General features: G+C 64.9%; 10 protein-coding genes. 1 reads left to right on the top strand and 9 read right to left on the bottom strand.

Annotation, left to right across the window (positions count from 1 at the left end; translation table 11 throughout):
• Positions 1-53: 53 nt before the first annotated feature.
• The 5 genes from purT to guaA all read right to left on the bottom strand — a co-directional run bounded on the left by purT (position 54) and on the right by guaA (position 4,044).
• Positions 54-1,235 carry a formate-dependent phosphoribosylglycinamide formyltransferase gene (purT, locus tag CHB69_RS04510; RefSeq protein WP_089214816.1) on the bottom strand — a complete coding sequence of 394 codons (1,182 nt, stop codon included), beginning with the start codon at positions 1,233-1,235 and terminating at the stop codon, positions 54-56.
• On the bottom strand, positions 1,232-1,720 hold the full coding sequence (locus tag CHB69_RS04505) for a GFA family protein (protein WP_245836530.1): 489 nt from the start codon (positions 1,718-1,720) through the stop codon (positions 1,232-1,234). The genes purT and CHB69_RS04505 overlap by 4 nt, the downstream gene beginning before the upstream one ends.
• 51 nt (positions 1,721-1,771) lie before the next feature.
• Positions 1,772-1,996: a hypothetical protein gene (locus tag CHB69_RS04500; RefSeq protein WP_089214814.1), complete on the bottom strand. Its 225-nt coding sequence runs from the start codon at positions 1,994-1,996 to the stop codon at positions 1,772-1,774.
• A 65-nt stretch (positions 1,997-2,061) separates the two neighbouring features.
• Positions 2,062-2,454 carry a VOC family protein gene (locus CHB69_RS04495; protein WP_089214813.1) on the bottom strand — a complete coding sequence of 131 codons (393 nt, stop codon included), beginning with the start codon at positions 2,452-2,454 and terminating at the stop codon, positions 2,062-2,064.
• A gap of 3 nt (positions 2,455-2,457) precedes the next feature.
• Complete coding sequence (gene guaA / locus CHB69_RS04490; RefSeq protein WP_089214812.1) at positions 2,458-4,044, bottom strand: glutamine-hydrolyzing GMP synthase; 1,587 nt, start codon at positions 4,042-4,044, stop codon at positions 2,458-2,460.
• A gap of 195 nt (positions 4,045-4,239) precedes the next feature.
• On the opposite strand from guaA, the gene CHB69_RS04485 reads away from it, so the two are divergent.
• Positions 4,240-6,735 carry a TonB-dependent receptor plug domain-containing protein gene (locus CHB69_RS04485; RefSeq protein ID WP_089214811.1) on the top strand — a complete coding sequence of 832 codons (2,496 nt, stop codon included), beginning with the start codon at positions 4,240-4,242 and terminating at the stop codon, positions 6,733-6,735.
• Between the two features lie 193 nt (positions 6,736-6,928).
• Here the strand turns inward: CHB69_RS04485 and CHB69_RS04480 are convergent, their stop codons facing one another.
• The 4 genes from CHB69_RS04480 to CHB69_RS04465 form a co-directional block, all read right to left on the bottom strand.
• Positions 6,929-7,978 carry a glycosyltransferase family 4 protein gene (locus CHB69_RS04480; RefSeq protein WP_089214810.1) on the bottom strand — a complete coding sequence of 350 codons (1,050 nt, stop codon included), beginning with the start codon at positions 7,976-7,978 and terminating at the stop codon, positions 6,929-6,931.
• Positions 7,975-8,856, bottom strand: a complete 882-nt coding sequence (locus CHB69_RS04475; protein WP_089214809.1) for a UDP-2,3-diacylglucosamine diphosphatase — start codon at positions 8,854-8,856, stop codon at positions 7,975-7,977. The genes CHB69_RS04480 and CHB69_RS04475 overlap by 4 nt, the downstream gene beginning before the upstream one ends.
• 230 nt (positions 8,857-9,086) lie before the next feature.
• Positions 9,087-10,520: an aldehyde dehydrogenase family protein gene (locus CHB69_RS04470; protein ID WP_089214808.1), complete on the bottom strand. Its 1,434-nt coding sequence runs from the start codon at positions 10,518-10,520 to the stop codon at positions 9,087-9,089.
• 134 nt (positions 10,521-10,654) lie between these two features.
• On the bottom strand, positions 10,655-12,301 hold the full coding sequence (locus CHB69_RS04465) for an acetolactate synthase large subunit (protein ID WP_089214807.1): 1,647 nt from the start codon (positions 12,299-12,301) through the stop codon (positions 10,655-10,657).
• Between the last annotated feature and the right edge of the window lie 1,144 nt (positions 12,302-13,445).

Below are 13,445 nucleotides of genomic sequence, written 5' to 3'. Positions count from 1 at the left end.
AGGACCCTTATGACCGCAATCGCCAGAAAGTAGTCGACCCAATGTTCCGCAGCTTATCCCGAATATTCGACCGTCAGCTTCCCCGCCGCCGCGACCGCCGCGGCGCGCGCATCGTCTGTGGTGCCGCCATCGACCCGCGCCAGCGCGACGCCCATGCGGCGATACGGACGCGTCACCGGCTTGCCGAAAATGCGCACATCGACCGTGGTGTCGGCGTCCGGCGGGGTTAAGGCTTCGGCCAGCCCGGTGATCGCGAAATCCTCGGCATCGCGGTCGGCAAGCAGCACCGCGCTCGCGCTCGCACCGCGCAGCGCCACGGCGGGGATCGGCAGGCCCAGGATCGCGCGCGCGTGCAGGTCGAATTCGGACAGATCCTGCGAGATCAGCGTGACCATGCCGGTGTCGTGCGGGCGCGGGCTGAGTTCGGAGAAGATCACCGCGTCGCCCTTGACGAAAAATTCGACCCCGAAGATGCCGTGGCCACCGAGCGCATCGACGACCTTCGCCGCCATCTCCTGCGCCGATCGCAGCGCCGCCGCCGACATCGCGGCGGGCTGCCAGCTTTCGCGATAGTCGCCGCGCTCCTGCCGGTGACCGATCGGCGGGCAGAAGGCGACGCCATCCTTGTGCCGCACGGTGAGCAAAGTGATCTCATAATCGAAGTCGACGAACGCCTCGGCGATCACGCGCAGCCGGTCGCCGCGCATCCCGGCGGCGGCATAGTCCCACGCCGCCTCGATGCCCGCGGCGTCCTTCACCGTGCTTTGCCCCTTGCCCGACGAGGACATCACCGGCTTCACGACGAGCGGAAAGCCGATGCGCGTCGCGGCTGCGGCGAGTTCGTCGCGGCTCGTCGCATATTCGAAGGTCGAGGTGGCGAGGCCGAGTTCGCTCGCGGCAAGATCGCGGATCGCGTCGCGGTTCATCGTCAGCTGCGCGGCGCGCGCCGAGGGGACGACATGGACGCCCTTGGCTTCCAGCTCGGCGAGCACTTCGGTGCGGATCGCCTCGATCTCGGGCACGACATGGTCGGGGCGGTGCTTTTCGATCGCGGCGCGCAGCGCGTCGCCGTCGAGCATCGAAAACACCTCGGCTTCGTCGGCGACCTGCATCGCGGGCGCGCCGGCATAGCTGTCGCACGCGACGACATGGCAGCCGAGCCGCTTCGCCGAGATCACGAACTCGCGGCCAAGCTCGCCCGAGCCGAGGAGCAGGATTTTCGCGGTGGGGGTCATTCGGGCCAATTTTCCGTGTCGTGGTCGGGATGCTGATGGTTGGTAGCCGCGATCGCGCCGACCTGCGCGCGCATCGTTTCTTCGGTCGTCCCTTCCTGCGGCAGGCCGGGAAGCGTGTCGAACCACGGCATCCGGCCCTCGACGCCGAACTGCATCTTCGGCGGAAAGCGCGCGGGGTCGTCGAGCGAGCCCGTCGTGACGCTCAGATGCCTGCTCTCCAGATAGTCGTAATAGAGCGGGGTCCCGCAGTCGCGGCAGAAGCCGCGCTCGACCGGGTCGGAGCTTTTGAAGACTGCGGGCGTCCCGCGCGTCCACGTCAACGCATCGCGCGGAATGCCGACGAGCGCCGCGAAATAATTGCCCGCCGCCTTCTGGCACATGCGGCAATGGCAGATGTGCGACGTGTCGAGCATCGCGCTCGCATGATAGCGCACCGCGCCGCACTGGCAGCCGCCGGAGGCGTGAGTTTCGATCCGGTCCATCATCCTCTCCTCAAACGAAGGGCACGGGGTAGCGCCGGATGTTGGCGTCGGCTGTCATCCGGTCAAACCATTGATGCGAAGCTGGCGCGTGATCAGGCTCGGAGCCGGGTCCTCGCCTTCGATATTCCGATAATCATCCAGAAGATATGCGACGCTGCGGATCGCTTCGCTGACACCTGCGCCATCCCCGTTGGCGTTCGCGGCGGCGAACAGGACCGTGCCAAGCGCCGCAACCTCATTGGCGATTTCGTCGATGAGCGCGGAGGTTGTTTCAGTCATACCCTACCTCCCTCGACAAGTTCAGGGCGAACGAAGGTGGAAGTTCGCTCAGCCCAACGGTTTGGTCAAGCGTGCGACAAGCCGAAATGGACGAAGCTCATCTTGTTCCCTTCGGGGTCGCGAGCATAAGCGCCGTAAAAATCCGGCCCGTAGAGAGGGCGCGGACCGGGGTCGCCCTCATTGGTTCCGCCATGTGCCAGCGCCGCCGCATGGGCGGCATCGACCGCCGCCGGGTCGTCGCACAGAAATCCGGGCATGATGCCGTTCCCCGCCGTCGCGGGCTGGCCGTCTTGCGGCTTGCCGATCCAGACGCGCCTTTCGTCGCGCATCACATAACAACAGGCCTGATCGCCATATTCGACCTCCAGCCGGCCACCGAGATGCGGCATCACCGCATCATAATAGATCCGGGAGCGCGCCATGTCGTTGGTGCCGATGGTGATATAGGCGATGGTCATGCCTTACTCCCACTCGATCGTCCCCGGCGGTTTCGACGTATAGTCATAGACCACCCGGTTGATCCCCTGCACCTCGTTGATGATCCGCGTCGCGCAGCGCGAGAGGAAGCTCGCGTCGAAGGGGTAGATGTCGGCGGTCATGCCGTCGGTCGAAGTCACCGCGCGCAGCGCGCAGACATGGTCATAGGTGCGCCCGTCGCCCATCACGCCGACGGTCTTGACCGGGAGCAGCACCGCGAAGGCCTGCCAGATCGCGTCATAGAGGCCCGCGTTCCGGATCTCCTCGAGATAGATGGCGTCGGCCTTGCGCAAGATGTCGCAGCGCTCCTTCGACACCTCGCCGGGGATGCGGATCGCGAGGCCGGGGCCGGGGAAGGGGTGGCGGCCGACGAAAATGTCGGGCAGCCCAAGCTCTTTGCCGAGCAGGCGCACCTCGTCCTTGAACAGCTCGCGCAGCGGTTCGACGAGCTTCATGTTCATCCGCTCCGGCAGGCCGCCGACATTGTGGTGGCTCTTGATCGTGACGCTCGGGCCGCCGGTGAAGCTGACGCTCTCGATCACGTCGGGATAGAGCGTGCCTTGCGCGAGGAAGTCGGCGCCGCCGATTTTCTTCGCTTCCTCTTCGAAGACGTTGATGAATTCGGCGCCGATGAACTTGCGCTTTTTCTCGGGGTCGGTGACGCCTGCGAGCCCCGCCATGAAGCGGGCCTCGGCGTCGACGACGACCAGCGGGATATTGTAATGGCCGCGGAACAGCTCCTCGACCTGCTTGCGCTCGTTCATGCGGAGAAGGCCATGGTCGACGAAGACGCAGGTGAGCTGCTCGCCGATCGCCTCGTGGATCAGCACCGCCGCGACCGCGCTGTCGACGCCGCCCGACAGGCCGCACAGCACGCGCTGGTCGCCGACCTGTTCACGGATCTCGGCGATCTTCGTCGCGCGGAACTCCGCCATCGTCCAGTCGCCCGAACAGCCGCAGACGTGGCGGACGAAATTGGCGATCAGCTTGGCGCCGTCGGGGGTATGGACGACCTCGGGGTGGAATTGGGTGCCATAATAGCGGCGCTCGTCGTCGGCGATCAGCGCGAAGGGGGCGCCGTCGCTGATCGCGACGATGCGAAAGCCGGGTGCGAATTTCGTCACGCGGTCGCCGTGGCTCATCCACACTTGATGGCGCTCGCCGACCTCCCACAGGCCGTCGAACAGCACGCAGGGTTCGGTGACGGTCAGGAAGGCGCGGCCGAACTCGCCGTCGCGTTCGCCGTCGCTGCCGCCCGGCTCGACGCGCCCGCCGAGCTGTTCGCTCATCACCTGCTGGCCGTAACAGATACCGAGGATCGGCACCCCGCTGTCGAACACCGACTGCGGCGCGCGCGGGCTGCCCGCGGCGGGGACCGACGCCGGCGATCCCGACAGGATCACGCCCTTCGGCTGCATCCGTTCGAGCGCGGCTTCGGCGGCGCTGAACGGGACGATCTCGCTATAGACGCCGGCCTCGCGGACGCGGCGGGCGATGAGCTGGGTGACCTGACTGCCGAAGTCGACGATCAGGATGGATTCGGGAACGGGCGGGGCATCTGGAGTCGGCATGGGTGGCCGATAAAGAGCCGCGGCCATGCTGTCCAGCGGTCGCTATCGCCCGTTCGTGGAGCAGCGGTGGCACTGCCATATTGTTGCGACAAATTGCAACCAGATGAACCCGCGGGGCAAAAAGGCATCAGGCTGTATTCAGCCGCGCCGGCTAAGACATGACGCACAGAAATATAATAGAAGGCTCCTCTCCCGATGAAAAAATATCGCCTTTCGACGACCTCCCGCGCGCTGCTGTTGACGACCGCCGCCTCGCTGGCCGTACCGGCCTTCGCGCATGGCGAGGCTATGCTTCCGGCGGCGGCGGCGTCGACCGAGCCCCCTGCGGAAGAGGTGGCTAGTCCCGACCCGGACGATCAGGATTATGACGACGAGGAGGAGATCGTCGTCACCGGACAGCGCCTTGCGGGCCAGCTCGACACCGATTTCACCGCCGAGGTCGAACTCGACGAAGCTGCGGTCGCGAGCTACGGCGTGTCGTCGGTCGAGGAGCTGCTCGCCGCGATCGAGCCGATCACGCGCTCGGGGCGCGGACGCGGCAGCGGCCGGCCGGTGCTCCTCGTCAACGGTCGCCGCATTTCGGGGTTCGGCGCGGTCCGCAATATTCCGCCCGAGGCGATCGCCAAGGTCGAGGTCTTCCCCGAAGAGGTTGCGCTGCAATATGGCTATGCCGCGACCGAGCGCGTGGTCAACATCGTGCTCAAGCCGAGTTTCCGGCAGATTTCGGCCGAAGCCGAAGCCGGGGTGCCGACGCAGGGCGGGCAATTCAAGAGCGAGCTCGAACCCGGCTTCATCGCGATCGGCGAGACGGGCCGGCTCAACCTCAACGCGAGCTGGGAGCATCAGACGATGCTGCTCGAAAGCGAGCGCGACCTTCGGTACGAAGATGCCGGACGCGCTGCCGAAGCTCCGGCGCGCAGCCTACTCCCCGCGAGCGACGAATATAGGATCGAGGGCACGATCGTCCGCAATCTCGACAAGGTCACCGACGTGCAGGGAAGCCTGCGCTTCGACCAGACCGACAGCCTGTCGCTGCTCGGCCCGGGCGACGGCGGCCCCGGCGACCCGCTGCGCCGCGACAGCCGCACCCAGAATTGGGAGGGCTCGGCGAGCGTCAACGGCATGCTCGACGACTGGCGCTGGTCGGTCACGGGCAATTATTCGGACAGCGATCAGCGCATCTTCACCGACCGGACGGGCGGCACGACCGACCGCTTCGACAGCAGCCAGCGCAATATCGGCGCCAACGCCAATATTTCGGGCAGCGTGATCGAGGGCTGGGCGGGGCCGCTTCAGGCGTCGATCACCGGCGGCTTCACCAGCGCGCGCTACGACAGCCGCGCGGCGACCGGGGGCGACATCACGACGAGCGACCTCGGCCGCGATACGCCGAGCGTCTTCGGATCGCTCACCGTGCCGCTGCTCGACCCCGACTATAATGTCGGCAAGGTCGGCCGGCTGTCGCTGACCCTCAACGCCCAGGCCGAGCGTCCGAGCGACTTTTCGGCGCTGACGAGCTGGGGCGCGACCTTCAACTGGGGGCTTACCGGCAATCTGTCGCTGATCGCGAGCTACAAGCGCGACGAGGCGGCGCCGTCGATGACCCAGCTCGGCGCCGCTCCGCTGACCACCGATGGCGTGACCACCTATGATTTCGCCACGGGCCAGACGGTCGAGATCACGACAATCACCGGCGGCAACCCCGACCTGCTCACCGAAAAGCGGCAGGACATCAAGTTCGGTCTCAACTGGGACGTGCCGATGCTCGACGGGCTGAGCTTCTCGATCGACTATAACCATAATCGCAGCGACGATACGGCGAACAGCTTTCCCTTGCTCACCCCCGAGATCGAGGCGGCCTTTCCCGACCGCGTGGTGCGCGATACCGACGGCACCCTGCTCGCGGTCGACCTGCGCCCGGTCAATTTCGACCGCGCGACCAATTCGCAGATCCGCTGGGGCTTCAATTTCGGCAAGAGCTTCGGCGAGCCGAAAACCGGCCCCGGCGAGAGCGGCCGCCGCGAACGATCGACGGAGGCTCCGCCGCCTGGCGGACCGCCGCCCGAAGGGGGCGACGCCCCGCCGCGGCGCGAAGGCAGCGCTGGCGAAGCACAGCAGGCCGGGCCGCCGCCCGGCGCAAGCGGCGGGCCCCCCCGCGGCGGCAGTCGCGGCATGGGACGGCGCGGCGGTGGACGAGGCTTTGGACGACCGCAGGGCGGCCGCTGGCAGGTCTCGCTCTATCATACGTTCAAGCTCACCGACACGGTGCTCATCCGTCCCGGCGTCCCCGAACTCGACCTGCTCGACGGATCGGCGACCGGCAGCGGCGGGGGCTCCAGCCGTAACCTCGTCGAACTCGACGGCGGCGTCTTCTACAAGGGGATCGGCGCGCGCGTCCGCGCCAAATATGACAGCGGCAGCAGCGTCGTCGGCGGCGCGAACGGCGATCTGACCTTCCACCCGCTCGCGACCTTCGACCTGCGCTTCTTCGCCGACTTCGGCCAGATGCCAAAGGTCACCGGCGACCTGCCCTTCCTCAAAAATTCGCGGCTGCGGCTGTCGATCGACAATCTGTTCGACGCGCAGCGCAGGGTAACCGACGCGAGCGGCGCTGTGCCACTGAGCTACCAGCCCGGCTACACCGACCCGCTCGGCCGCTATATCGAGCTGGAGTGGCGGAAATCCTTTTAGGTCGCCGAAATCACGAGCGGGGACGGCGGCTTCGAGATGGTGAACTGCCGTCCCCCATCTTCGTCATTCCCGCGAAAGCGGGAATCCAGTGTAGGGTCAGCTGGCGCACGTTCTGGATTCCCGCTTTCGCGGGAATGACGAAGCTATAAGACGCAGACTGTCCCTCAACCGGTCGCTTCCTGCCGCCTGTAATCTACGCGAGCCGTGGTGTCCTGACCGGGACGCCGGCCGCCGGCTGCGAAGGCACGAAGGTGAGCGCGTTCAGAAACTGGGCGGTGCAGCGCGACCAGTTGTAGCGCGCGCCCAGCGCGGCGGCATCGTCGCGGGCGCAGGCCAGCGCCCGCGCAATCGCGACGTCGAGATCGTCGTCGAGCGCTCCGGCGCCCCCGGTCACGATGTCGCCCGGCCCCGGGACCGGATAGGCGGCGACCGGCGTTCCGCAGCTCAGCGCTTCGATGACGACGAGGCCGAAGGTGTCGGTCTTGCTCGGAAAGACGAAGACGTCGGCGCCGGCATAGGCCGCCGCTAGCGTTTCGCCGCCGAGCTTGCCGAGGAACAGCGCGTCGGGATGGCGCGCCTGCAATTCGGCCAGCGCCGGCCCGTCGCCGACGATCACCTTCGTGCCCGGCTGTTTCGTCTCGAGAAACGCCTCGATATTCTTTTCGATGGCGACGCGGCCGACATAGATCTGGATCGGGCGCGCCACTCCGGCAAAGGCGGGATGCGGCGCCCGGTCGGGGCGGAACAGCGCGTGATCGACGCCGCGTTCCCACATCATCGTCTGGCGAAGGCCCTGCGCTTCGAGTTCGGCTTGCAGCGACCGCGTCGCGACCATGATGTGCCGCGCCGGGCGGTGGAACCAGCGGATGAAGCGCCATATCAGATCGGGCGACACCGGCAGCCGCGCCGCGACATAGTCGGGAAAGCGCGTATGATAGGCGGTGGTGAAGGGAAAGCGGTTCTTGAGGCACCAGCGCCGCGCCGCAAGGCCGAGCGGCCCTTCGGTCGAGATATGAATCGCGTGCGGGGCGAAGGCGCGGATATGCCGCGCGACCGCGCGCCGCCCGGCGAAGGCGAGACGGATTTCGCCGTAGGTCGGGCAGGGGATCGACCGGAACAGGTCGGGCGAGACGATTTCGACCTCGTGCCCGCCGGCACGCAATTCGCTCACGGTCGCCTGGAGCGTGCGGACGACGCCGTTGACCTGGGGCTCCCAGGCGTCGGTGACGATCAATATCCTCATGCAGCGCGCGCCGAGGCCTGCCGGTCGATTGGGGTCGGTGCATCGCGCGAGGCGACTTCCTCGGCCCAGTGGAGGATTTCCATGCGCCCGTCGTGATGTTCGACCAGCGCGGTACAGCCTTCGACCCAGTCGCCGTCGTTATAATAGAGGGCGCCCTCGATCTCGCGCATTTCGGCGCTGTGGATATGGCCGCACACGACGCCGTCGACCCCGCGCGCGCGCGCGGCGTGCGCGACGACCTCTTCATAGCGGCCGATGAACTGGACCGCATTCTTGACCTTGTGCTTGGCGACCTTCGACAGCGACCAATAGGGCAGGCCGAGCCGGTTGCGGATGGCGTTCACCACCACATTCGCCTTCATCAGCGCGGTGTAGGCGGCGTCGCCGACGAAGGCGAGCCAGCGGTGCGCCAGCATCACCGCATCGAACTCGTCGCCGTGGACGATCAGCAGCTTCTTGCCGTCGGCGGTTTCATGCACCGCCTCGCGGAGAATTTCGACGCCGCCGAAATTGAAGCCGTCGAAGGGTTTGACCATCTCGTCATGGTTGCCGGGGACATAGACGACGCGCGTGCCGCGCTTGGCGCGCTTGAGCACGCGCCACACGACGTCATTATGCTCGGGCGGCCAGAAATGCCGCTTCTTGAGCCGCCAGCCGTCGATGATGTCGCCGACGAGATAGAGCGTCTCGCAATCGACATGGTCGAAAAAGTCGATCAGCAGCGGGGCGTTGCAGCCGCGCGTGCCCAGGTGGATGTCGCTGACCCACACGGTGCGATAGCTCCGCCGCTTGCCGATCACGCGCTCGGGCACATGCGGCTTGGCGCTATAGGGATCGGGAAAGTGGGCGGGGATCGGCAGGGTCGAAATCGAGGCCATGTCCTACTCCGTAAACAGCCTTTGGCTGCCCACGGCCTAGACACGAGATTTGTTACAGGGGGCGATTCGAACTCGCGACAGTTTGAAGAAGGTTCGAGGGCGGTTTTGTGACCGCTGGGTTGTTTCCGGTCCCGTCATTGCGAGGAGCCGCAGGCGACGCGGCAATCCAGCGTGGCGTAAACCGCGCTGGATTGCTTCGCTTCGCTCGCAATGACGAAACCTGTGAAGAATCAAGCCCGCCGGATCACCATATTCCGGATCTCGCTCATATCCTCCATCGCGAAGCGGATGCCTTCGCGGCCGAGGCCCGAATCCTTGACCCCGCCATAGGGCATATTGTCGACGCGATAGGAGGAGACGTCGTTGACGACGATGCCGCCGACGTCGAGTTCGTCCCACGCATCGAGTATCTGCTGGAAATCGCGGGTGAAAAGCCCGGCTTGCAGGCCGAATTTGCTGTCGTTGACCTCGGCCATCGCGTCCTTCCAGTCGCTGAATTTCGACAGGATCGCGAGCGGGCCGAAGGCTTCCTCGCGATAGGCTTTCGCGCCGCGGTCGACATTTTCGAGCAAGGTCGCCTCGAGCATCGCGCCGTCGCGCTTGCCGCCGGTCAGCAGCTTTGCGCCGTCCGCGATCGCGTCCTGGATCCAGCCGTCGAGGCGCGCCGCTTCCTTTTCGGAGATCATCGGGCCGATGAAGGTGGCGCGATCCTTGGGGTCGCCGGCTACCAGCGTCTTGGTCTTTTCGATCAGCATGTCGCGGAATTTTTCGTAAATCTCCGCGTGGATGATGATTCGCTGCACCCCGATGCACGATTGGCCCGACTGATAGAAGGCGCCGAAAATGATCCGTTCGAGGGCGTGATCGAGGTCGGCGTCCTTGTCGACGATCACTGCGGCATTGCCGCCGAGTTCGAGGATGACCTTCTTCTTTCCGGCCTTGGCCTTCAGGTCCCAGCCGACGGCCGGTGAGCCGGTGAAGGAGAGCAGCTTCAGCCGCTCGTCGGTGGTGAACAGGTCGGCGCCGTCGCGCGTCGCGGGCAGGATGCTGAACGCGCCTTCGGGCAATATGTCGCACTCGGCGAGCACCTCGCCCATGATGATCGCGCCGAGCGGGGTCATCGACGCGGGCTTCATCACGAAGGGACAGCCCATCGCGATCGCCGGCGCGATCTTGTGCGCGGCGAGATTGAGCGGGAAGTTGAACGGCGAGATGAAGCTGCACGGCCCGATCGGCACGCGCTTCCACATTCCCATATAGCCCCTGGCCCGCGCGGAGATGTCGAGCGGCTGCACCTCACCATAATTGCGCACCGCTTCCTCGGCGGCGATGCGGAAGGTGTCGATCAGCCGCGTGACCTCGCCCTCGCTGTCCCTGATCGGCTTGCCCGCCTCGACGCACAGCGCATAGGCAAGCTCGTCGAACCGTTCCTTGAAGCGGACGACACAGTGGTTGAGCACCTCCTGCTTCTCATAGCTCGCGAGCTTCGCCATCGGCCCCGCCGCGCGCACCGCACCGGCGATCGCCTCGTCGATCACGTCGGGGGTCGCAAGCGCGGTGCGAAAGGCGACCTCGCCGCTATATTTGTCGGTGACGACGAGGTCGCTATTCGGCTGCGCCGCCTTGTTGTTGAGATAGAGCGGGTAGACGTCCTTGAGTTTCATTCAGCTTCTCCCCCCTCCCGCTTGCGGGAGGGGTTGGGGGTGGGTCAGCGGCGGTGAACTAGCCCACCCCGCTGCGACTAGCGAGCAAGCTCGCAAGTCTCGCTGCCCCTCCCGCAAACGGGAGGGGGCAGACATTACAATTCCTTCGACAACCGTTTGATATCGTTATTCAAAATCTGGTCGTTCTCCGAATAGTCGACCGGACAGTCGATCAGATGCACACCCGGAGTATCGCGGCAGTGCGCGAGAAGTTCCTTGAGGTGCGCCGCGCTTTCGACGCGGTGGCCGTGCGCGCCATAGCTTTCGGCATATTTGACGAAGTCGGGGTTGCCATAGGTCAGCCCCCAATCCTCGAACCCCATATTCGCCTGTTTCCAGCGGATCATGCCATAGCTTGAATCGTTCAGGATCAGCACGGTCAGGTCGAGGCCCAGGCGCACCGCGGTCTCCATTTCCTGGCTGTTCATCATGAAGCCGCCGTCGCCGCAGATCGCCATGACCTTGCGCTCGGGATACAGCATCGCCGACATCATCGCGCTCGGCAGCCCAGCGCCCATCGTCGCGAGCGCATTGTCGAGCAGCACGGTATTCGGGCGATAGGCGGTGTAGCCGCGCGCGAACCAGATTTTATAGACGCCATTGTCGAGGCAGATGATGCCGTCGTCGGGCATCGCCGCGCGCACCTGCTGCACCAGATGCGGCGGAAAGATCGGAAAGCGCGCGTCGGCGGCGAGCGGCGCGGTGTGCGCGACCTCGGCCTGCCGGTAGCGAAGCAGATCGTCGAATTTCCAGCCGCCGCTCACGACGATGTCTTCCTTGATCTGCCAGATCGCGTTGGCGATGTCGCCGATGACCTCGATATTCGGAAAATAGACGGGATCGACCTCGGCGGTCTTGGTCGAGACGTGGATCACGGTCGGCCCGCCCGCCTTCATGAAAAAGGGCGGCTTTTCGATCACATCGTGGCCGATGTTGACGATGCAGTCCGACGCCTCGACCGCGCGGTGGACGAAATCGCCGGCGGAGAGTGCCGCGCAGCCGAGGAATTTCGGATGCCGCTCGTCGATCACCCCCTTGCCGAGCTGGGTGGTCAGAAAGGGGATGCCGGTCTTTTCGATGAATTGCAGCAGCATCCGGCTCGTCATCGTCCGGTTCGCGCCCGCGCCGATCACCAGCACCGGCGACTTCGCCGCCTCGAGCGCCTTCACCGCCTCGCGCACCGATTTGACGTCGGCGGTCGGGCGGCGGCTGTGGCTGCGCTTGAGCGGGGTGGAGTCGGTCTGTTCGTCGGCGATGTCCTCGGGCAGCTCGATATGCACCGCGCCGGGCTTTTCCTCCTCGGCGAGCCGGAACGCCTCGCGTACGCGGCTCGGGATATTGTCGGACGAGGCCATCTGGTGGGTGAATTTGGTGATCGGCCCCATCATCCGCACGACGTCGAGAATCTGGAAGCGCCCCTGCTTCGACTTCTTGATCGGTTTCTGCCCGGTGATCATCATCATCGGCATGCCGCCGAGCTGGGCATAGGCGGCGGCGGTGACGAAATTGGTCGCGCCGGGGCCGAGCGTCGCGAGGCACACGCCGGTCTTCCCCGTGTGCCGCCCATAGGTCGCGGCCATGAACCCCGCGCCCTGCTCGTGCCGCGTCAGGATCAGCTTGATCGTTTTCGACCGCGACAGGCTGTCGAGAAAGTCGAGATTCTCCTCGCCCGGCACGCCGAAAATATATTCGACGCCCTCTTCCTCCAGGCATTCGATGAACAGGTCGGATGCTTTTTTCACGCGCCGTCGCCCCCTTAGCCGCGCATCGAATGATGCGCTCCCCCAAGTCGGTGCTGGCGACCGTCAGCACAGATTCGATGCAGCGGTTTTCGTCATAAGGCCGCGAGTCCCTGCTGCGCCGCGAGGATTTGTAACGAGGGGCATGGGGGTTGTCACGCAGGGCGTGGCCCGCGACCCAAACCACCGTCATTGCGAGCGAAGCGAAGCAATCCAGGGCGGCTTACGCCCACTCTGGATTGCTTCGCTCCGCTCGCAATGACGCGAAAATGCCCATCTCACCCCCTCCCCTTTAGGGGAGGGGCAGCGAGACTTACGAGCTTGCTCGTTAGTCGCAGCGGGGTGGGCAAGTTGGCGGCGCATTCAATATGTTTCGCGCAGAGGCCGCAGAGATCGCAGAGAAGAAGGAAAGGGATTCACGCGGAGACGCGGAGGCGCGGAGGCGCGGAGAATCCGGGCCGACAGGCCCCTTCATTTCCTCCAGCTTCGATGACATCGCAACGGCCGCGGAAGAAAGGCCGCTTCGCGGCAATCGCCATCTCTCCGCGCCTCCGCGTGAGCCAGAATCTCTGCGGCCTCTGCGCTCTCTGCGCGAATCCAATTTTCCAATCGGCGCTGGGGCGAATGGGGTGACACTCGGTTCACAGCCGAAATTTAATTGGGGAACTGCACGCGTCTCCATCCACCGTAATTCCGCAAGTCTTGGCGACGTCTACATAGGTATGGGCGACGGTTGCTGTCATCAACTGGCACCTGTTCGCCGGTGTGCCGGCATATCTGATATGATAATCTGTCGGCTTGTATCGTCAAAGGTATAGTAAATACGCAGACATCTCTCCGGTTGGCGGGTGTTTCCGCCGTTTTTGATATGCCAACTGGCGTTGAGCCTTCGCCCCTGAAAGTCGAAATTATATTCGTCACTACCACACGGCGCGTTTGTCACGCCATCGAATAGCGGAATGTTGGCCATTGCACCGCCGCCGTTTATGAATCTGTCACGCGCTTCGGATGCCAACCACCTTATGCATTTCGCGGCGAGTTGAATATCTTTAAGAGTCTGATTCAAAATTATCGTTCATAATTTCATAGCCTTGCGATGCGGCGAGTGAAGAGTTGTATCGAGGCGACGAAGAGCCATGCGGTTGCC

The sequence above is a fragment of the Sphingopyxis indica genome (assembly GCF_900188185.1).
Taxonomy (GTDB): Bacteria; Pseudomonadota; Alphaproteobacteria; order Sphingomonadales; family Sphingomonadaceae; genus Sphingopyxis; species Sphingopyxis indica.
This window is presented reverse-complemented; position numbering and strand designations above follow the sequence as displayed.

Excerpts from the sequence above, each read along its gene's own strand:
- purT (WP_089214816.1), bottom strand. The coding sequence starts at position 1,235 with ATGACCCCCACCGCGAAAATCCTGCTCCTCGGCTCGGGCGAGCTTGGC.
- CHB69_RS04505 (WP_245836530.1), bottom strand. The coding sequence starts at position 1,720 with ATGATGGACCGGATCGAAACTCACGCCTCCGGCGGCTGCCAGTGCGGC.
- CHB69_RS04500 (WP_089214814.1), bottom strand. The coding sequence starts at position 1,996 with ATGACTGAAACAACCTCCGCGCTCATCGACGAAATCGCCAATGAGGTT.
- CHB69_RS04495 (WP_089214813.1), bottom strand. The coding sequence starts at position 2,454 with ATGACCATCGCCTATATCACCATCGGCACCAACGACATGGCGCGCTCC.
- guaA (WP_089214812.1), bottom strand. The coding sequence starts at position 4,044 with ATGCCGACTCCAGATGCCCCGCCCGTTCCCGAATCCATCCTGATCGTC.
- CHB69_RS04485 (WP_089214811.1), top strand. The coding sequence starts at position 4,240 with ATGAAAAAATATCGCCTTTCGACGACCTCCCGCGCGCTGCTGTTGACG.
- CHB69_RS04480 (WP_089214810.1), bottom strand. The coding sequence starts at position 7,978 with ATGAGGATATTGATCGTCACCGACGCCTGGGAGCCCCAGGTCAACGGC.
- CHB69_RS04475 (WP_089214809.1), bottom strand. The coding sequence starts at position 8,856 with ATGGCCTCGATTTCGACCCTGCCGATCCCCGCCCACTTTCCCGATCCC.
- CHB69_RS04470 (WP_089214808.1), bottom strand. The coding sequence starts at position 10,520 with ATGAAACTCAAGGACGTCTACCCGCTCTATCTCAACAACAAGGCGGCG.